We start from the raw sequence: 19,715 nt of genomic DNA, 5'->3' as shown, positions 1-19,715 counted from the left end.
CTTACTTCAATAGTTTAGTGTTAAACTCTTTCAAGGTATCCAATACATTGACACGGACATGGATGAAATTTTCGATACCTGCGGCTTTCAAGTCGTCCATACAAGCCGGAGCACCGGCAACGATAAACATAGCACGACCATTCAGTGCTTTGAAAGCTGGAATTGCATATTCAGCATATTCATCATCACTGGAACAGATAACAACAATATCAGCTTTTGCAGCCATGGCCGCCTCTACTCCTGCTTCTACAGTTTCAAATCCCAGATTATCGACTACTTCATAACCGGCACAAGCCAAGAAGTTACAAGAATATTGAGCACGTGCCTGACGCATTGCCAGATTACCAATAGTCAACATAAACGCTTTCGGACGTTTACCCGACGCTTCTGTTTCAAGACGCAACGCTTCAAACTCACTAGCAGCACGATCGAACACTAATGTGGATACATCTTTCTCACAAGTATGAGAGTCACCTCCGCAGCAGCACTTACCTTCAACAGGTTGCTTATCACCAGCCTTTTCATTGAAATTCGGGAATTGATTTGTACCCAACAACACTTCACGACGCTGTGCAACTGCCTTGTGGCGAGCCTTGTTGCTTTCATTCACAGCAGCCTGAACAGTTCCTGCTTTCAATGCCGCATAGAAGCCACCTGCTTCTTCTACAGTAAGGAAGAGTTCCCAAGCTTGTTTTGCAATAGACACAGTCAGATTCTCGATATAATAAGAACCGGCAGCAGGGTCGATCACTTTATCAAAATGAGATTCTTCTTTCAACAACAGTTGTTGGTTACGAGCCAAACGTTCCGAGAACTCGTCCGGAGTCTCATAAGTCTTATCAAACGGAGTTACCGTCATTGAGTCTACGCCTCCTAATGCAGCACTCATTGCTTCTGTTTGTGTACGAAGCAGATTCACATGTGCATCAAACAAAGTAAGATTGAAAGTAGAGGTTTCGGCATGAACCGCCATTTTTGCTGCGCAACGACATTCTCCGTTAGGACCTTTATTCTCGCAATCACGCACACATTCGGGATTGTAAGAAGCTACAATATTTGCCCAAAGTAAACGTGCCGCACGGAATTTTGCTATTTCAAGGAAGTAATTGGAACTGATACCAAAATTAAACTTGATTTTCTTGGCTACTATAGCAGCAGGAATACCGGCATCAGTCAATTGACTCATATATTCATTTCCCCAAGCCAGAGCATAACCCAATTCCTGAGAAATATAAGCACCTGCATTATTCAACGATAAAGCATTTACATTCAGCACACGATAGAAAGGAAGAGGCTGAATAGCTTCAATCAAGGATTTGGCTGTTTGCACCATATCACCTTTCTCCTTGCCACGAGTCAGCATCTTGTTGAAGAAATCATAGTTGATAGAACCTTTCAGTTTCTTCACATCATAATCTTTCTTCCGGAAATAAGCTACCAGCAGATTAGCCAACTCAACCACATGCCCCTGACAGGTTGAGAAATTCAGTTCAACACACTCTGCCTGAATATCACTTAACAGTGTTTCAATATATTCCGCATTGAGTTCTTTTGCTTTCACATGAAAAGAAAGTGAGTCAACACCCTTATTTAAGATATCCAGTGCTTTCGCATTGGCGTCTTTCGGACATTCCACTCTAATTTCCTGGCGAACCAACCACGCATTGTTATCTTTTTTAGTTCCTCTTAAATAAGGGAACTCCCCAGGAAGCGCATCAGTAGTTTTTAAATCCTCCAGATCTTCCATCCGGTAAAAAGGTTTCACCTTAAACCCTTCGTTTGTTTTCCAAACGAGCTTCTTCTCAAAATCAGCACCTTTCAAATCGGCTGTAACCTTCTCCATCCATTGTTCGGTAGAGACAGGAGAAAAGTCTGAGAAGAGTTTTTCTTTTTTGTCTGCCATAGTTTATTTAAAATTAAAACAAGATTAATATTGTCTTTATTTTTATCTATCTCTTTCTAAACATCCGTCGTTCGACTTGCAAATATAACCAATAAGTTAAAACGAATCTCTTTTTTAGGGAAAATTCGCACAGGGCGTCCCGATTCGTCGAATGTATACAATCTGCATAGAAATTCTTCATTTTTAGTTCTTCATTTATTTGATTTGCTCCGATGTTATGAGTAATTTTGCACCCGTTTTTAGAAAAACATTATAAAAACTGCTATATTATGGATTGGTTACAAAGTTTATTGTGGGACCCCAGCTCCGTAGCTCACATCGTGCTCCTCTACGCATTTGTAGTGGCTGCCGGCGTGTATCTTGGTAAAATAAAGATATTCGGAGTATCTTTGGGCGTCACATTTGTTTTGTTTGCCGGCATCCTAATGGGACATTTCGGCTTCACGGCCGATACACACATCCTACATTTCATCCGTGAGTTCGGATTGATCTTGTTCGTATTCTGTATCGGTCTTCAGGTGGGGCCATCTTTCTTTTCCTCTTTCAAAAAAGGAGGAATGACATTGAACCTGTTGGCTGTAGGCATCGTAGTGTTAAATATTGCTGTTGCACTGGGACTCTATTACCTCTGGAACGGCCGGGTAGAACTGCCGATGATGGTAGGTATCCTCTATGGAGCTGTCACAAACACTCCGGGACTTGGTGCTGCCAATGAAGCCTTGAACCAGCTAAATTATACTGGTCCACAGATTGCATTGGGATATGCTTGTGCCTATCCGCTTGGTGTGGTAGGTATCATCGGCTCTATCATCGCTATCCGTTACATCTTCCGTGTCAACATGACCAAAGAGGAAGAGAACTTAAAGACTCAAAGCGGTGATGCACACCACAAACCTCACATGATGAGCCTGGAAGTTCGAAACGAATCAATCAGTGGAAAAACCCTGATTGAAATCAAGCAGTTCTTGGGTCGTAACTTCGTTTGCTCTCGAATCCGCCATGATGGTCATGTAAGTATTCCCGACCATGAAACAGTGTTTAATGTAGGCGACCAGTTATTTATCGTCTGCTCGGAAGAAGATGCTCCGGCAATTGTTGTATTTATCGGAAAAGAAGTGGAACTCGACTGGGAGAAACAAGATCTTCCAATGGTTTCCCGCCGTATTCTGGTCACTAAACCGGAAATCAATGGTAAAACATTAGGTTCTATGCACTTCCGTAGCATGTATGGGGTGAATATTACCCGTATCAACCGTTCCGGTATGGATTTATTTGCCGATCCGAACCTGATACTTCAAGTAGGTGACCGCGTAATGGTAGTAGGACAGCAAGATGCAGTAGAACGCGTAGCCGGTGTACTGGGTAATCAATTGAAACGCTTGGATACCCCGAACATTGTCACAATTTTCGTTGGTATCTTCTTAGGTATCCTTCTGGGTAGTCTTCCGATTGCATTTCCGGGCATGCCGACTCCTTTAAAATTAGGCTTGGCAGGCGGGCCGCTGGTAGTGGCTATTCTTATCGGACGTTTTGGTCATAAGCTACATTTAGTAACCTATACAACCATGAGTGCCAACCTGATGCTTCGCGAAATCGGTATTGTACTCTTCCTTGCCAGTGTAGGTATAGATGCCGGCGCCAATTTCGTGCAAACGGTAGTTGAAGGTGACGGTCTGCTTTATGTAGGCTGTGGTTTCCTGATCACCGTCATCCCGCTACTTATTATCGGTGCTATCGCAAGATTATATTATAAGGTAAACTACTTCACCCTAATGGGATTGATAGCCGGTAGCAATACCGATCCCCCCGCATTGGCTTACGCCAACCAAACAACCTCCGGAGATGCTCCGGCAGTGGGTTATTCTACAGTTTATCCGTTATCGATGTTCCTCCGTATTCTGACAGGACAGATGATATTATTAACAATGATGTAAATCAAATTTAGCACATAAAGAATAAAGCCGGCTATATCCTAATGAAATATGCCGGCTTTATTTATTTTTTCAATCTACTTTTCTATCACCCTATCATACAAGCTGCAATTTCTTTACCACAAATTCTTCAATGAACCGCACTGTCTCTTCAATTCCCAAAGAAGAAGAATCGATACACAAATGATAAGTAACTGCTGCTCCCCACGTTTTATAGCTATAATAATTATAGTATTCCGAACGTCTCTTATCCGCCTTTTCCATCATTTCTTCTGCAGCTTCCGCATCAATATGATGCATACTACACAACCGTGCTATGCGATCTTCTTTAGAGGCTGAAATAAAAACATTCGCACAACGAGGATGTTCCCGCAGAATATAATCTGCGCAACGTCCTACAAAGACACAAGATCTTTCTGCTGCCAGATGACGGATCACATCACTCTGTACTTTGAACAAGGCATCATTGCTCAAGCAGTTGTTACATGGCATAGCTCCCTCACTGATAAAAGGAAAACGCATACCGAACAGTCCGCCAATAATACCTTGCGAAGCTTTTTCATCAGCCTTTTCAAAAAACTCCTTACACAATCCGCTTTCCTCTGAAGCCAGATTGATCAGTTCCTTGTCGTAGAAGTTGATCCCCAAACGGGCAGCCAACTTCTCTCCTATTTCTTTTCCACCGCTACCTAACTGACGGCCGATATTGATAACGTAATTACCGCTCATAGTACATTTTGTTTTATGGTTCTGTAGCAAACATACGACTTTTTTCTAAAAATCACATCATCAAACGAAAGTTATATTTAAAAGTGACTATGAAATATCCTTTTATTTCTTGGTTACGGAACTCATAAAAACCATCAGAAGTAGTCGTACGCCCGAAACTCTTCCTCTTTCCGAGAATATCCGCCCAATAGGCAGATAATTCCGCTTCTTTCTTTTTCAAGAACCGCCAGCTAGCACTTGCATTCCACAACATTTGGTCATCTTCGCCCTTACGGATATTCGTACCATTACGGAAAGAATAAGCCCCGTCAGTCCGTAATTGCAAACCAAAAGGAAGGTCAACGTATCCCTCAAGACGGAAACTATAATTACGTGTATAGGTATCGTTATCATTGATAGAATTAAGCGAATACTGATAATTCCAGGAAGTAGAGAAATCAATGCCTCCCCACGTGGGCTGATAAGATACATTCGCGTCACACCCCAATCCGGTATCACGTGTCGTACTTTTCTTCGGTTCGAGGCTCTTGTCTTCATTAATCATACTGACACGATTGCTATGATTACCGTTCATATCCAACCGCAAAGAAAAATGTCCCAGACGCTTCCACCAGTTGGCACTTCCATATACATTCCAGTTTCCGTTAATATTAATAGGAGATGTCTCACGTCCACCGGTTTGTGCATCATATAGCACTACCTGCGTCACGCTATTCTGTTCCATTTGCCCGCCGATATTCGCAGATATACCTTTTTTTGAGTGTTGAAAGCCCACACGGACACTATGAGAAAACATCTGTTTCAAATCCGGATTTCCCCGGGTGATATACAACGGATTACTGTTATCCGTCAGCGGCATTAAATCAGATAAAGAGGGTTGCCGGGTTCTACCGCTATAATTGAAAGTGATCCGTGCCTCTTTCTTTTTCCAATTCACCCATATCATAGGCTGGAAGTCGATAGTATGCATGGTAGTGTCCGCATAGAGCTTTCCCATTTTCCGTTCAATGGCACGTTTTTGCGGGGTCATTCCCAATGAGGCATTAAACATCCAGGTATCATCGGAGTAATTGAGCCCTACATCCAAGTTATGTCCATTCGTACGACTATGACTCCGATTGCTCAAACTATCCACATATCCTGCTTCATAGTCGGGAGGCAGCTCACCAAAAACTTCCGACTTCGTCAGAGAAGATAATTCATACGTATCACGATTATCACGCTCATAGTTAGTATCCCAGTTATATGCTACCCGGAAATGCATCTTCTTACCAATAGGCTGGGCAAAGGTAATCCCGACTCTCCATGAATTATTTTTTTGAGGCGACTTCAAATACTGGTTACGATAAAGCACCGAATCATTTCCCAATTTATCTTCGAGACGGAAATAAGTAGTTTTGGAAAGCGAAAAGCTTTCATTATCTCCCCACGAATCCGAGTTCAGGATATTCAATGCCAGCGTTGTACCTTTTTCATTCAGACGCCTCATTATACCCATCATCCAGCTATAACGGTTCGACTGATTCTCCGAACGCGACCGGTTCTCACTACGATTCACTTTTATATTTCGAGGAATAGATTCAAAGTCATCAAACAAACTCTCATGACTTACGCCGGGAGGAGCATCAAAGGATGCATTCTGGCTACTGTTTTCATTCCTATTGGGAGAGATTCCTACATTACCGGTGAAATGTATGCGTGTACGCTTATCCACTTCCCAGCTTCCCATAAAGTTAGAACTAATCGACCGCCCCTTAGAGTTACTTTCGTTAGTAGACGCAGAGTATTGATTACCTGCCGGCAAATACTGTTCCTGATAAATGGAAGAAAGATTTCCGTTCCGGTTCAAATTATAGTTCACACTTCCGGTCAGGGAGAATTTCTTACCGAACTTATGAGTCATATTCATTCCTACCGAATTGTTGATATTATCCTTGTAAGTACTATTCTGGTATCTGTTGGTAGACTGCGCGATGAAAGAAAGATTATCTCCGTCTTTACTAAAATAATTCACTTGTCCCTCCAAATCCTTTTTCTGGTTATTCCCGTATCCTACCGTTGCATTTGTCAGCCAGGTTTTGTTCAATTCATCCTTAGTCTGCAAGTCGAGTACATATTTCTTTTCTCCTGAACTAATTCCGGTGAACTCCTCTTCTTTTGATTTCTTATCATATACTTTCAACTTACTAATCAGGTCCGCCGGAAGATTTTCGAGCGCTGTCTTTTTATCTCCGGCGAAAAAAGCTTCGCCATTTACATTGATTTCACTGATGGGCTGTCCGTTATATGTCAACGAATTATCTTTCTTATTATATACCAATCCGGGAACACGCTTCACCAAATCTTCCAGATAAGCTCCTTCACGAGTCTTAAAAGCGGCAGCATTGATAACCGTAGTATCTCCCTCCATCACTACTTCCTGCAATTTTCCCGTTATCGTCACTTCACTAATCTGAATATCATCATCTTTCAATACCACTGTACCGATATTCACCGATATAGAGTCTTCCAGTGCCCGGTATACAGATTGCATTCCCATAAAAGAGACTTTCAACAGGTATTTCTTTTTCTTCTGCGGTTGATAATTAAGAACGAAACGCCCATTCTTATCACTTGTTATTCCCTTGATAAAGGCAGAATCGCTCTTCGCCAAAATAACAATGCTGGCAGATGGCAATGCCCGCTTCTCATTACTGCCGGCTTCCACTGTCTGCACTCTTCCTCGCACAGTTCTCACTTGTTGAGCATACAGAGCAGTATGTTCCCAAAGTAGCAGCAAAAGCAATCCCACTAACTTACAAGCGTTCATATCCAATAGTAGTTAAGTCTGATATTTATGTTGATCTAAAACAAATCGAGGCAAAGTTAATGACTTTTACGTGAAACGGTTAATCTCAGAGTTATTTTTTATACCTTTGTCCATCCATTATTCAATCAGCAACTTAATGAAAAGGATTATACTAATCACAGGAGGACAACGATCCGGTAAAAGTTCGTTTGCGGAAAAAAAAGCGCATGAACTTACTACGTCACCGGTTTACCTGGCCACTGCCAGGATATGGGACGAAGAATTCAGAAAAAGAGTGGAACGTCATCAAAAGAACCGCGGTTCTGAATGGACAAATATAGAAGAAGAAAAAGAATTGAGCCGTCACAATGTAGCGGGCAGAGTTGTAGTGATAGATTGTGTAACTCTTTGGTGCACTAACTTCTTTATGGAGTTTGATTCTAATGTTGCCCCCTCGTTGGAAGCCGTCAAAAAAGAATTCGACAAATTTACCCAACAGGATGCCACTTTCATATTTGTAACTAATGAGATTGGTTGGGGGGGAGTTTCCGAGAACAAACTGCAACGTAAGTTCACAGACCTGCAAGGTTGGATCAATCAATACATCGCATCTCATGCCGACGATGTATATCTCATGGCAAGTGGTATTCCTGTAAAAATAAAATAAACATGAAAACATTTCATATTCAAAAGCCGGATGAAGCTATCAAAGAAGCTCTGATTGACAAAATCAACAATCTGACCAAGCCTAAAGGATCGCTTGGAAGACTGGAAGAAATTGCTTTGCAAATCGGACTGATCCAACAATCCCTTTCTCCACGATTAGCTCATCCTCAAAATATAATCTTTGCCGCGGATCATGGCATCGTAGAAGAAAAAGTCAGCCCATCTCCTAAAGAAGTAACCTGGCAACAAATCAGTAACTTTCTTCATGGGGGAGCAGGGATTAACTTCCTGTGTCGACAGCACGGTTTCACCCTTAAAATTGTAGACGCAGGAGTCGATTATGATTTACCTTATGAAAAAGGCATCATTAACATGAAAGTCGGAAGAGGAACACGCAATTTCCTTCATGAAGCAGCCATGACACCTGAAGAGATTGAACTCTGCCTGGAGCATGGTGCCCAATGTGTGGACACTTCTCACCAGGAAGGCTGCAATATCATTAGCTTCGGTGAAATGGGAATCGGAAATACTTCGTCCTCTTCCCTATGGATGACTTGCTTCACCAGAATCCCATTAGATCAATGTGTAGGTGCAGGAAGCGGACTCAATCACCAGGGAATAAATCACAAATACGAAGTTCTGAAAAGATCTCTCGAACAGTATCCGGGAGAGCATTCCACAGAAGAAATCCTCTGCCGTTTCGGAGGTTACGAAATGGTAATGGCCGTAGGAGCAATGCTCAAAGCTGCCGAACTGGGAATGGTTATTCTAATTGATGGATTTATAATGACCAATTGTATTCTTGCCGCTTCACGCCTTTATCCGGAAGTGATGAGCTATGCCATATTCGGTCATCAGGGAGACGAGAGCGGACATAAGCTATTATTGGACTATCTCGGAGCACGTCCCCTACTCAATCTCGGACTAAGACTTGGAGAAGGAAGCGGTTCCGTTTGTGCCTATCCCATTGTAGATTCTGCTGTGAAAATGCTGAATGAGATGGATTCATTTGCTCATGCTTCTATCACTAAATATTTCTAAGATGAACCAAATACTTGCCGCACTCATATTCTTTACACGATTGCCTTTCTGGAAAATAAAAGAAGTTCCGCAGGAGTGTTTCAAACACGTTGTCAGTTATTGGAGTTTCAGTGGCTGGCTGACCGGGGGAATGATGGCATTGATTTTCTGGGGAGCCAGTACTATTTTACCTCACGGAGTAGCCGTAATCCTGGCACTGACTTCACGTTTACTTATCACAGGAGCATTGCATGAGGATGGATTGGCCGATTTCTTCGATGGATTCGGAGGTGGAACGAACAGGGAAAGCACGTTACGCATCATGAAAGATTCCCATATCGGAAGCTATGGAGTTTTGGGATTAATCATCTATTATCTGCTTGCTTACAATCTACTGGTCGCACTTCCCTTAACAGTTACTCCTTTCTTTTTACTAAGCGGAGATACCTGGAGCAAATTCATTTCTTCCAATATCATCAATTACCTGCCCTACGCACGGAAAGAAGAAGATAGCAAATCCGGAACAGTATATACAAGAATGAATTTGGGGGAGATCGTTATGTCTGCGATGGGGGGAATACTGCCTCTACTATTACTTCCTCCAAGCTACTGGCCCGTGTGTATATTTCCCATTCTGGTATTCTTCTTTATCTGCCGGATGATGAAACGACGTCTGAACGGATATACCGGAGATTGTTGCGGTGCGTTATTTCTCTTAAGCGAAATGAGTTTCTGGCTGGGAGCAGTGATGTCTATCTATATAAAATAAGTAAACCTATGAATATTTATCTAATCAGACATACCTCTGTCGACGTTCCTAAAGGTCTTTGTTACGGTCAGTCAGACGTTCCTTTACGTCCTACATTTGAGATAGAAGCAGCCGTAACCAAAGCTAAAATCGAATCCATTCACTTTGATATGGCTTACACCAGTCCTCTATCCAGATGCACCCGTCTGGCACAGTATTGCGGATTCGGAGATGCCATCCGTGACCCAAGAATACTGGAACTTAATTTCGGAGATTGGGAAATGCAGTATTTTGATAAAATCAAAGACCCGAATCTCCAATGCTGGTACGACGACTACATGAATGTAAAAGCAACCAATGGAGAATCGTTTGCCGACCAATATAGACGAGTAGCCGCATTTTTAGACGAAATCAAACAAAAGGAGGCTGAAAATATAGTAGTATTTGCTCATGGCGGCGTATTGATTTGCGCACAGATTTATGCAAAGTTGATTCAACCGGAAGAAGCATTTCAGACAGTACCTGCCTATGGAGGAATTTTTCTATATCAAGAGCGCCCGTAAACAAACAGTCAGGACAATCATCATCTCTTCTGCACGACGGTTGACAGCAACTCCCATCCGCATATCGGATGTGTCCAGCAAATGTTCATTCACTCCGATATAAGGCTTTGTAAAGAGTTGACCAAAATAGTGATGAGGACCGCCGAAACGACAATTCAGGATACCTGCAAGAGCAGCTTCCGGATAGCCGGAATTGGGACTTGCATGTTCTCTGCCATATCTCTTCACAAATGACAGGAGTTTCAGCCGACCACTTGCCAATACCATCAGAAAAGCAGTAAGACGGGCAGGAATATAATTAGCGACATCATCAACACGAGCTGCCACACGCCCAAAAAGAAGATAACGATCACTATGATAACCAATCATGGAATCAAGCGTATTCACCATTTTATAGGCCATCATTCCCGGAACGCCCAACAACAAATACCAGAAAAGAGGAGCAATCACTCCGTCACTCAAATTTTCCGCCAAAGTTTCAAGAGCAGCAGTCCTGACTTCCTGTGCAGAAAGTTCGGAAGTATCACGCCCCACAATACGGGCAACCTGAATACGTCCCTCTTCCAAAGAACGATCAACTGCCTCAAACACCATTCTGACCTCTTTAATCAACGTAGTTCCAGCCAGACAAAAGAAAACACAGATTATATCAAAACCGATCACTGCAGGAGTTCCCAAAAAAGAAAGAGCATATTCGATTCCTTTGGTGACCGAATAAACGAACAGGATCAACAGAACGGACATGATTCCTCCTTTCCATAACTTATAGGATCCTTTATTCAGTTTCTTTTCCCCGAAAGCAATCATCTTGCCGAACCAGATGACAGGATGAGGCAAAGACACCGGATCACCGAATAGCCGATCCATCAGCCAGGCCGGCAATAAAACACGCAGCACTACTCCTATAGCGATAAAGTAACTCATCATAAACAAAAATATCTCTTAACTCATTATCTGTTCCATCCATTCACAGATTGCTTTCACCAGCTTATCATTTTCTTCGGGAGTTTGCGTAGCAATCCGAAAGAAACGCTCGTCCAATCCCTCAAAGTTGGATGCATCCCGAATGAGTATTCCATGATTCACGGCTAGAAAATCCTTAAGGGCCGCTGCTTTCCCCATACGTAGTTTTATCAACATATAGTGCGTATCAGTTGGCCATATTTCCAACATACCCGTGGCAAGCAGAAGGTTTGTCAGTCGCTCATGTTCTGCCAGAAGTTGCGGAATATCCGCTGAGATGCCGTCTCCCTCTTCCAGAAGATATTTTGCGGCTTCAATAGCCAGGCTATTCACAGACCAAGGCATCCGGTGGCAACGAACATCATCGGTCAATCCCTCGGAGGCAGTAAAATAGCCCACCCGCAGTCCCGGAATCGCGTATTGCTTGGTCATTGAATGGAGCAGGATCACATTCGGAAAGGAAGCGGCTTCTTTAATCCCAAGAAGTGATTTTAATGTGAAATACTCGTAAGACTGATCGAATATAAACAATTTATCAGGATGAGAATCGACTAATGCTTTCAGGTCTTCCTTATTTCTCACTTCACCTGTCGGATTATTCGGATTGCAGATCCATACCAATTCCGCATCTTCCGGTAAAGCGTCCAACGAATAAAAAGGTTTCACTTTGTGCCGATGTACCCGGCATGCGTCCGCATACTCGCTAAAGGTTGGCCCCGACACAGCTGAAATACGTCCTTGAAAGGCTTGTGCTATCAGGTAAATAGCTTCCGTCGCTCCATTAGTCACACAAACCTGACGGGGAGTGAGCGAATACCTCCGGGCTATTTCACTTTCCAAAGAATAAGGCATCGGCTCGGGATAACTGCAAATGGTAGAGAGCCGCTCATTCAGTCGTTGGTAAAGTCCCGAATGATCGATCCGGTTATACACATTCGAACTGAAATTGCTAACTATTTTCTTTCCGTATTTATAAAGATCGTCTCCGTGTCCCTCAATCATTTCTTTCTAATATTTTATAAAGTAACGGCATATTGATGTGTTTTCTCACATGTTCCGCCAACTTATCATATTGTTCTTCCTTGAATGTTGCATAGTCAAAGGTCTGCTGTTCCAGTTTGTCGGCATAAGGCTTGAGCAGGAAATCTATAAATGACTGGTTGTCAAGTATACCATGAATATATGTTCCCATACATTTCCGGCCATTCCGGTAACCATCCTCTCTTCCATCCTCCAGTTTATTTAAAGGAGAAGGGGAGAATCCTTCGGCAGGTACGCTTCTGCCCATGTGTATCTCATATCCCTTACAAACCGTATCCGACTCATCAAAAGTGAAATTCACCTGCCGGGTCACTTTATCTCCTTGCATGGTAGTGATAACAGGAAGTAACCCCAAGCCGGGGAGTAATTTAAAACTTCCCTCTACTCCGTCAGGATCGCGTACTTCCAGCCCCATCATCTGATAACCGCCACAGATGCCCATGACGGTCGCCCCTTCCCGATGAGCTTTCAGAATAGCTTGTACTACTCCGTTACAGCGCAATTCATAAAGATCATCCAGCGTATTCTTGCTTCCGGGCAACAATACAATATCTGCTTTCGCTATTTCATTCACATTATTGGTATAATACAAATGCACCCGTTCATCCCGTTCCAACACATTAAAATCAGTAAAGTTAGACAGATGACGCAGCAAGATCACAGCTATATTGATTTTTCCGGCCATAGCCTCCCGGTTTTTAGACTCAAGCATCACAGAGTCCTCTTCTTCTATATAAATTCCCTTATAGTAGGGCACTACTCCAAGCACAGGAACCTTGCAGAGGTCTTCGATCATCTTTATTCCGGATTCAAACAGGCGGATATCCCCTCTAAACTTATTGATAATAATACCCTTAATCAATGACCGTTCTTCCGGAGTCTGCAACAGAATAGAACCATACACACTGGCAAATACACCACCACGATCAATGTCCGCTACCAGAAAAACATCTGCCCCAGCGTGTTTTGCCATAGGCATATTGACCAGGTCGACGTCCCGCAGATTAATTTCCGAGATACTGCCAGCCCCCTCCATCACTATCGGATTATATCTGGTAGCGAGGCGATCATACGACTCATTGACTACTTTTCGTAATTCTTCCCTTCCCTCCTTGCGGAAATACTCATACGCATTCCGGTCACCGATTGGTTTCCCCAATAACACAACCTGCGAAGTATGTTCGGAGCTTGGCTTCAACAACAACGGATTCATATCCGTATGACAGGGAACACCGGCAGCTTCCGCCTGAACGGCTTGCGCCCTGCCGATCTCCAATCCCTCGGGAGTGGCATACGAATTCAAAGCCATATTCTGGGCCTTGAACGGTGCAGGATGATATCCGTCCTGCTTCAATATGCGGCAGAATGCCGCAGCCAGAATACTTTTCCCGACATCGCTACCTGTTCCGGCAAGCATAAAGGAATTTAGTTTTTTCTTCTCCATCTTTCTATTTACTTTGGTCAGGGGTTGAAGCTTTGCGCTTATAACCGAAAGCTTTCCATTTCTCTTCAGTCCAGTGCTGCCGATACATTTCATAACGTGCCATGACAAAGAACAAGTCAGATAATCGGTTGATGAATTCAAGCAGAGATTGCGGCACCGGGTCCTGCCGATGTAATGTGCAAAGCCTCCGTTCGGCACGCCTTGCTATAACACGCGCATGATGCAATTGTGCAGAAATTTGTGTACCACCCGGTAGTATAAAATAGCCATTATCTTCCATAGCGGCATTCATTGTATCCATTCTTTTTTCCAGAAGACCGGTCAGATCCGTACGCAAGGTATTCGGGTTTTCGCCCCTTTTAACGGATGGAGTAGCCACATGGCTCATACATGACATCAGTTCCATCTGTATTTCATACAGCCATTCGTGCCATTCATCCTGTTCAGGAAGAAGTGAGCGGACTATTCCTATCACCGTATTCAGTTCGTCAATCGTACCATTAGCCTCAATCCTGATATCATCTTTTTCGACACGCTCACCACCAAAGATTCCGGTAGTTCCATTGTCTCCCGTACGGGTATATATTCTTCTCATCATTCCCAAAGTTTCATTAAGTTCATTTCACCCCAATAGAGGTGTGTATAGCCTGCAATCAGATTCTTATATCGATAAAGCGGAGTGGAAACAGGATTTTCTTTTGCATCTGTCACCTCCGCAATGGATGGAAGTTCTTTTTCAATGGAAGAGTAATGAAATTCATGTCCTTTCCATACCTGCTCTCCTATCCGGAGGGTTCGATAACCAAGCTTTAATTTCATATTTTCCATAGTAGCCCTCTGATGCAGTAATCCGACCATGGCATATTGTTTTCCATCCATTCCCCGGATACTGTCACAAAGATACATCATCCCACCACATTCGGCAAGCAAACGGCCTCCGCTTTCCACATACATTTTTAATTGTTGCTTGATGGCTATGTTACTTTCCAGCTCTTTCAGGAAAAATTCAGGGTAACCACCCGGCAAATAAACTAAATCACAATCGGGTAGATGTTCATCGCTCATGGGACTGAAAAAGGTAACTGTCCCTAATTCTTTCAGACGAGCCAAATTCTCCCGGTACATGAAATTAAATGCAGCATCCTGTGCTACTGCTATCTTCCATTTTTTTTCAGAAAGAATGTCTTTGGAGATTTCTGTCGATGGAATCGAGGTCTGTGCTTTATAATCAACCAATGGTACACTACATACTTCAAGAATCCGGTCAACCGCCACATGCTCTTCAATCGCCTGCGCCACCACAGAAGCGAATTTATCAAACTGATAGGAAGCATCCAACGTCAATCCCAAATGACGGGAGGGTACTTCCAGTTCTTTCAATCGGGGAAGAAAGCCGAAACATTCTACACCTACATCTTCACAGGCTTTCTGTAAAAAAGAGAAATGACGTTCGGAAGCTACCTGATTGAATACCACACCGGCAAGTCGCACCGACGGATCGAAATATTTAAAGCCATATAGAATCGGAGCTACTGTATAAGACGTTGATTTGGCATTGATTACAAGAACAACAGGGATATTCAATAAGGCGGCAATAGCCGCACTGCTTCCCTCCATTCCATCGAAACCGTCGAAAAGTCCCATCACTCCCTCGGTCACACATACATCCATTGCAGCCGCGTATTTTGCATACATCTCCTTTACGTGCTTTTGAGAAGAGAGCCAGAGATCGAGATTGACGGAAGCATTACCTGCTGCCATCTCATGATATTTCATATCAATATAATCAGGGCCACATTTGTAAGGCTGCACATTCAGTCCTCTATCACGAAACAGTCTTAACAACCCTGTTGTAAAGGTTGTTTTTCCACCTCCCGAAGAAGCGGCTCCAATTAAGAAATGACTGGTCTGTTTCATCGTTTTATAGCTTTCAGTGTATCAATGGAATTATGCTCGTCTACTGTCAGTCGGATCACTTGTTCAAGTTTCAATCCATTATCGTCTATTGCTTTCTCAAATTGATTCCTACTGTCTTCGGATACAGAATTAAACACCAGCGTCCCACCAACAGGCAATAAAGGAGCTATTTTCTTTATCATTTCTCCCAACTTGCCACCATGACCTCCAATAAAGACAGCATCAGGTATGGGAAATTTCTCTAACGGCATATCCAAAAAATCTCCAATCACCGTCGTTATTCCCGGACAGCCAAACCGACGACTATTCGTTTCCATCAATTGCCGCCCCGCCTCTCTTTTTTCAAAAGCAACAATATCGAGATGAGGAAATTGTAACTTCGCCTCAATGGAAACAGAACCGGTACAAAAACCCACGTCCCACATCACCGATCTGTTTCTCAAATCGAGCAGACTTAATGACAGCAGACGAACAGGCATCTTGGTTATCATATTCGCCCGCCCGTCCAACAGTTCAAACAGCTCTTCTGGAATTCCGAACGGCCGTTCACGAACAGTAATACGCTTTAAAATCACACAATTCGGCATCCTGAAATGCCTTTCCATCGCTTCCTCCACACTATATTCTGCCACTGTTTCCTCTTCATTCCCCAACTGCTCACCCACAATCATCCGGTAGTTGGCATATCCGTACGCTTGCATCCGGGCAGCTATGGAAGCAGGTGTTTTTTCTCTGTCAGCAAGCGAACCAATCAATGTCTCTCCGGAAATAAGAGCCTCATCCAAGGCTTTCCACGGTCTGCCAGTCAGAGAAATCGTCCGCATATCATGATAAGGCAACAAAGCTTTGTGTGCTAAAAGCTGCAAGGAATTGAAAGACGGATAGACTTTGACAACAGCCTCGGGCAGTTTACGCATCACCGTATTGGCAAAACCAAAAAACAAAGGATCACCGGAAGCAAAAACTACTATTTCCTGATAACCGGCATAACACTCGAACACAGCGTCAAGAGGCACAGTTATATCTATCCAAACCGATGATTCCGGTAACATGGCAGCCATAATTTCATGGTGTCTCTTTCCACCCGAAAAGACATGAGAACGGGCAATCAAAGCCTGAACCTCCTTACTGAAAGAGAGTTCGCGACTATCTGTTATTCCTATGATATGAAATTCCTGCATTCTGTCATATAAAATGTCTATACTCTTCTATACATCTCTGCCGGGGCGCAGTGTCCGGGCATCATCAAAACATAAAATCGCATTCACCAATGTAGCGGCAAGATTACTTCCTCCCCGTCTGCCCTGAACAATAATCTTCGGTACTTCCGTAAATGTCTTTATCATATATTTCGACTCTTTCACATGCACGAATCCTACGGGAGCGGCAATAACCCCGGACGGGTGTGCTTTTCCTTTTCGAATCAGATCGCACAGTTCTATTAATGCCGTAGGCGCATTGCCAAATACAAAAAGAGCATCCGGATGTTCTTCTACAGCCAGGCGAATAGCTTCCTGTGAACGGGTAGTTCCCCGTTTCTTCGACTGTTCCACTGCACGTTCGTCGGAAAGATAACATTTCACTTCCACCCCTAAACGCTGTAAAGCACCTTTCCGTATGCCGGCAGCTACCATCGTGACATCTGTGATAATCGTCTTAATCCGTCCGGAAGCAATCTGTTCATACAAGTTCTTTACAACCTCTTTATCCGTATATACCAGCTTCTCCATTTCAAAATCCGCTGTGGTATGTATGGCATGAAATAAAGCCCATTTACGGTCAAGGTCGATCTCTTTATTCTGCATCTCTTCCTCTATCTTCCGGAAAGAGTTCATCATAATCTCCTGTCCTTTTCCGACTTCGTCCTTTTCCTGTTCGCGATAATATCCGCGAGGAGTTACCATCCGATTCTGGAACTGATACGTTTGTGAATTGCCAATCAGTACTACTGTAAACATATCCACTTCTTCCGGATCGAAATCCTGCAAGGTGGTCACTACCACCGTTTCTTCTTCCCGGCCTGCCTGACGGACATAACCTACGGGCGTTTCCGGTGAACGGGATTGCTGAAAAACTTCTTTCAGGCGATGAAGCTGCCAGTAACGGCCCTCACTCTTAGGGTTGTAAATGGCTGTTACAAAGTCGGCAGTAGCAGCGGCAGTGATTCTTTTTTCTATGATTTCCCAGGAAGTCATCAAGTCGGACAGAGAGATAATGCAAAAATCATGACCGATGGGAGCACCCAACAATGACGCAGCTTTCTGGAAAGCACTGATACCGGGCAGCACGAGAATCTCGACCTCACTCCCCCGTTCCCGTTTCATTTCATAAATCAACGGAGCCATCCCATAGATTCCCGCATCACCGGAACTGATGACACAAACAGTTTTTCCTTGTTCAGCATATTCAAAAGCCAATTCTGCACGGGCTTTCTCCCGCTTCATTCCGGTATCTATGCATTCTGTCTGTTCCGACAGCCAGGAGGTAATAAACTGAAAATAATACTTATATCCAATCACTACATCTGATTCTTTCAGTGCACTAACAACAGCTGGAGTAATATCTTCCGGACTACCGGGACCGATGCCTGCTACTATTATCTTGTTCTTTTTCATATCATCATCAAATTATGAACCGATACCAGCTTCATTATTCATTCTCTATTATTTAATAGAACCATATATTTCATAATGATACTCGTTCGAGTACAAAAGTAATCATAAATCATATGTTCACACCCTTTCGGTTCTAAAATATATACTCCATATTAATGAAGATTCATAACCATAATTACCATATAAAAAGCAACGGCGATGATTCAATAAAACATCGCCGCCTTGAAACTATTGGAAATTATCTATTTCCAATTATTGATAATCTTCACCTGTTGTCCACTGACTTTCATCATTATAGATATCAGTCATGTGTTTCAACCATATTTTACGGATTTCCGGATAATCACCCAGTCCTTTGATAGTACAGTTGTTCACACTACCATGATGACTTTCCGTTTCATCAATCTGGAATCCCATTTTTTTCAATTTCAGTCTCCAGCTATAATCTGCCCACGGTGTAGCATTATTAATTTCGCTATCTTGATCCTCAAGTCCCCACAAATCATTGTGTGCATGGTCACCGGCAATAGACATAATAGAAGACAGATGGATGGTTATATCCGAAGGATTCAACCCCTTAGCAGTGCAATAATTAAGCAGTTTCTTATAAATATAAGTATCAGCTACCTGTGCGTCAGCCGGAGGAGTAGCACCCTCTTCCACTTCCGGGAAGAAAAGCATATCACCATAGTCCACTGTACCAACAAAAACATTCTTATTAGCAGCACGTTCTAACAAATCTTTTTCAAGATTTGTATACTGTTCATTGGCATGTGAATAGTTCTTATCCGGATTACCATGTCCCACCAAAAGCAGAATATTCTTTTTATCGCTAAGAACAGTTTTGTATGCATTATAAAGGACTTTTCCTACCGCAGCTACGTCTTCATCACTTGCCAACAAGTTCGGACTTTTCAGAACTTCCACATGCGGATATGCATCAATCATAAAGTTCTTCTTGACATCCGTATTCATCAGACTTAGGTATTCTTCTCCCGGAATGACGTGAAGAGACTGAACAGCTACACGCTTATATCCGGCAGCACCAATAGCATTCAACCACAAATCCGGCTGGTAACGGTCAACACCAGTTTCTGCCTTTACACGATTCACACAAGTACGAGAAGTAAACGACAAATAAATATCAGCATTAGGATATTGAGCCTTATAGTCAGCCATAGTAGCTTCATAGGTCTTGATAGACTCACTGAATGTACTTCCAAATGTACAAAGGAGGATAGCCGTATCAGACTTTTTAGAGTTAAACACAATCTCTTCCACCGGGTTGAGTGTGCTTCCTTGATCATCGTCGTCACTACACGACACCATACACATCGTTCCGCAAACTATTGCGAAAGCGAACAATAAAAAATTAAATTTTCTCATA

At 43.0% G+C, this 19,715-nt stretch carries 16 protein-coding genes; 5 read left to right on the top strand and 11 right to left on the bottom strand.

The window, feature by feature from the left end; genetic code table 11:
* Nucleotide 1: 1 nt before the first annotated feature.
* The gene (gene mutA, locus AAHJ11_RS16055) at nucleotides 2-1,903 is read right to left on the bottom strand and encodes a methylmalonyl-CoA mutase small subunit (protein ID WP_148365150.1); all 1,902 of its coding nucleotides are present in this window, start codon (nucleotides 1,901-1,903) and stop codon (nucleotides 2-4) included.
* A gap of 269 nt (nucleotides 1,904-2,172) precedes the next feature.
* Here mutA and AAHJ11_RS16050 point away from each other — a divergent pair, with 269 nt between their 5' ends.
* Nucleotides 2,173-3,837 carry a putative transporter gene (locus tag AAHJ11_RS16050; RefSeq protein WP_148365151.1) on the top strand — a complete coding sequence of 555 codons (1,665 nt, stop codon included), beginning with the start codon at nucleotides 2,173-2,175 and terminating at the stop codon, nucleotides 3,835-3,837.
* A 93-nt stretch (nucleotides 3,838-3,930) separates the two neighbouring features.
* On the opposite strand, the gene AAHJ11_RS16045 is transcribed toward AAHJ11_RS16050, so the two are convergent.
* Both AAHJ11_RS16045 and AAHJ11_RS16040 read right to left on the bottom strand, forming a co-directional pair.
* Nucleotides 3,931-4,563, bottom strand: a complete 633-nt coding sequence (locus tag AAHJ11_RS16045) for an AAA family ATPase (protein ID WP_148365152.1) — start codon at nucleotides 4,561-4,563, stop codon at nucleotides 3,931-3,933.
* Between the two features lie 52 nt (nucleotides 4,564-4,615).
* Nucleotides 4,616-7,372, bottom strand: a complete 2,757-nt coding sequence (locus tag AAHJ11_RS16040; protein WP_148365153.1) for an outer membrane beta-barrel protein — start codon at nucleotides 7,370-7,372, stop codon at nucleotides 4,616-4,618.
* Nucleotides 7,373-7,508: 136 nt separating this feature from the next.
* Between AAHJ11_RS16040 and cobU the strand changes: the two genes are divergently transcribed.
* Genes cobU through cobC form a run of 4 tightly spaced genes read left to right on the top strand, consistent with a single transcriptional unit; the run spans nucleotide 7,509 to nucleotide 10,348 of the window.
* Entirely contained in the window at nucleotides 7,509-8,018 is a 510-nt protein-coding gene (cobU, locus tag AAHJ11_RS16035) for a bifunctional adenosylcobinamide kinase/adenosylcobinamide-phosphate guanylyltransferase (RefSeq protein WP_099147372.1), read from the top strand.
* Between the two features lie 2 nt (nucleotides 8,019-8,020).
* Complete coding sequence (gene cobT, locus AAHJ11_RS16030) at nucleotides 8,021-9,058, top strand: nicotinate-nucleotide--dimethylbenzimidazole phosphoribosyltransferase (RefSeq protein ID WP_413579822.1); 1,038 nt, start codon at nucleotides 8,021-8,023, stop codon at nucleotides 9,056-9,058.
* A gap of 1 nt (nucleotide 9,059) precedes the next feature.
* Complete coding sequence (locus tag AAHJ11_RS16025) at nucleotides 9,060-9,806, top strand: adenosylcobinamide-GDP ribazoletransferase (RefSeq protein ID WP_148365155.1); 747 nt, start codon at nucleotides 9,060-9,062, stop codon at nucleotides 9,804-9,806.
* A gap of 8 nt (nucleotides 9,807-9,814) precedes the next feature.
* Nucleotides 9,815-10,348, top strand: coding sequence for an alpha-ribazole phosphatase (gene cobC, locus AAHJ11_RS16020; protein ID WP_148365156.1), 534 nt, complete (start codon nucleotides 9,815-9,817; stop codon nucleotides 10,346-10,348).
* Here cobC and cbiB read toward each other — a convergent pair.
* The 8 genes from cbiB to AAHJ11_RS15980 all read right to left on the bottom strand — a co-directional run bounded on the left by cbiB (nucleotide 10,328) and on the right by AAHJ11_RS15980 (nucleotide 19,714).
* On the bottom strand, nucleotides 10,328-11,275 hold the full coding sequence (cbiB, locus tag AAHJ11_RS16015) for an adenosylcobinamide-phosphate synthase CbiB (protein ID WP_320975152.1): 948 nt from the start codon (nucleotides 11,273-11,275) through the stop codon (nucleotides 10,328-10,330). The genes cobC and cbiB overlap by 21 nt on opposite strands.
* A 15-nt stretch (nucleotides 11,276-11,290) precedes the next feature.
* Nucleotides 11,291-12,313 carry a threonine-phosphate decarboxylase gene (locus AAHJ11_RS16010; protein WP_413579821.1) on the bottom strand — a complete coding sequence of 341 codons (1,023 nt, stop codon included), beginning with the start codon at nucleotides 12,311-12,313 and terminating at the stop codon, nucleotides 11,291-11,293.
* A complete protein-coding gene (locus tag AAHJ11_RS16005; protein WP_167511776.1) occupies nucleotides 12,306-13,796 on the bottom strand; it encodes a cobyric acid synthase in 1,491 nt (496 codons plus the stop codon). Before AAHJ11_RS16005 ends, AAHJ11_RS16010 begins: the two co-directional genes overlap by 8 nt.
* A gap of 4 nt (nucleotides 13,797-13,800) precedes the next feature.
* Complete coding sequence (locus AAHJ11_RS16000) at nucleotides 13,801-14,391, bottom strand: cob(I)yrinic acid a,c-diamide adenosyltransferase (RefSeq protein WP_032853523.1); 591 nt, start codon at nucleotides 14,389-14,391, stop codon at nucleotides 13,801-13,803.
* Nucleotides 14,391-15,713, bottom strand: a complete 1,323-nt coding sequence (locus tag AAHJ11_RS15995; protein WP_320975151.1) for a cobyrinate a,c-diamide synthase — start codon at nucleotides 15,711-15,713, stop codon at nucleotides 14,391-14,393. The genes AAHJ11_RS16000 and AAHJ11_RS15995 overlap by 1 nt, the downstream gene beginning before the upstream one ends.
* Nucleotides 15,710-16,894, bottom strand: coding sequence for a precorrin-6y C5,15-methyltransferase (decarboxylating) subunit CbiE (cbiE, locus tag AAHJ11_RS15990; protein ID WP_413579820.1), 1,185 nt, complete (start codon nucleotides 16,892-16,894; stop codon nucleotides 15,710-15,712). Before cbiE ends, AAHJ11_RS15995 begins: the two co-directional genes overlap by 4 nt.
* A 27-nt stretch (nucleotides 16,895-16,921) precedes the next feature.
* Complete coding sequence (cobJ, locus tag AAHJ11_RS15985; RefSeq protein ID WP_320975149.1) at nucleotides 16,922-18,328, bottom strand: precorrin-3B C(17)-methyltransferase; 1,407 nt, start codon at nucleotides 18,326-18,328, stop codon at nucleotides 16,922-16,924.
* Between the two features lie 252 nt (nucleotides 18,329-18,580).
* Nucleotides 18,581-19,714, bottom strand: a complete 1,134-nt coding sequence (locus tag AAHJ11_RS15980) for a sirohydrochlorin cobaltochelatase (protein WP_148365162.1) — start codon at nucleotides 19,712-19,714, stop codon at nucleotides 18,581-18,583.
* Nucleotide 19,715: the final 1 nt, after the last annotated feature.

This window comes from Bacteroides sp. 90-K9/2 (assembly GCF_047310725.1).
Classification (GTDB): domain Bacteria; phylum Bacteroidota; class Bacteroidia; order Bacteroidales; family Bacteroidaceae; genus Bacteroides; species Bacteroides vicugnae.
This window is presented reverse-complemented; position numbering and strand designations above follow the sequence as displayed.

What these genes read in the sequence shown, in the direction of transcription:
- AAHJ11_RS16010 (WP_413579821.1), bottom strand. Translation starts at nt 12,313, where the DNA reads ATGATTGAGGGACACGGAGACGATCTTTATAAATACGGAAAGAAAATA.
- AAHJ11_RS16005 (WP_167511776.1), bottom strand. Translation starts at nt 13,796, where the DNA reads ATGGAGAAGAAAAAACTAAATTCCTTTATGCTTGCCGGAACAGGTAGC.
- cbiB (WP_320975152.1), bottom strand. Translation starts at nt 11,275, where the DNA reads ATGATGAGTTACTTTATCGCTATAGGAGTAGTGCTGCGTGTTTTATTG.
- cobT (WP_413579822.1), top strand. Translation starts at nt 8,021, where the DNA reads ATGAAAACATTTCATATTCAAAAGCCGGATGAAGCTATCAAAGAAGCT.
- AAHJ11_RS16050 (WP_148365151.1), top strand. Translation starts at nt 2,173, where the DNA reads ATGGATTGGTTACAAAGTTTATTGTGGGACCCCAGCTCCGTAGCTCAC.
- AAHJ11_RS16045 (WP_148365152.1), bottom strand. Translation starts at nt 4,563, where the DNA reads ATGAGCGGTAATTACGTTATCAATATCGGCCGTCAGTTAGGTAGCGGT.
- cobC (WP_148365156.1), top strand. Translation starts at nt 9,815, where the DNA reads ATGAATATTTATCTAATCAGACATACCTCTGTCGACGTTCCTAAAGGT.
- mutA (WP_148365150.1), bottom strand. Translation starts at nt 1,903, where the DNA reads ATGGCAGACAAAAAAGAAAAACTCTTCTCAGACTTTTCTCCTGTCTCT.
- AAHJ11_RS16000 (WP_032853523.1), bottom strand. Translation starts at nt 14,391, where the DNA reads ATGAGAAGAATATATACCCGTACGGGAGACAATGGAACTACCGGAATC.
- AAHJ11_RS15995 (WP_320975151.1), bottom strand. Translation starts at nt 15,713, where the DNA reads ATGAAACAGACCAGTCATTTCTTAATTGGAGCCGCTTCTTCGGGAGGT.
- cobJ (WP_320975149.1), bottom strand. Translation starts at nt 18,328, where the DNA reads ATGAAAAAGAACAAGATAATAGTAGCAGGCATCGGTCCCGGTAGTCCG.
- AAHJ11_RS16040 (WP_148365153.1), bottom strand. Translation starts at nt 7,372, where the DNA reads ATGAACGCTTGTAAGTTAGTGGGATTGCTTTTGCTGCTACTTTGGGAA.
- cbiE (WP_413579820.1), bottom strand. Translation starts at nt 16,894, where the DNA reads ATGCAGGAATTTCATATCATAGGAATAACAGATAGTCGCGAACTCTCT.
- AAHJ11_RS15980 (WP_148365162.1), bottom strand. Translation starts at nt 19,714, where the DNA reads ATGAGAAAATTTAATTTTTTATTGTTCGCTTTCGCAATAGTTTGCGGA.
- AAHJ11_RS16025 (WP_148365155.1), top strand. Translation starts at nt 9,060, where the DNA reads ATGAACCAAATACTTGCCGCACTCATATTCTTTACACGATTGCCTTTC.
- cobU (WP_099147372.1), top strand. Translation starts at nt 7,509, where the DNA reads ATGAAAAGGATTATACTAATCACAGGAGGACAACGATCCGGTAAAAGT.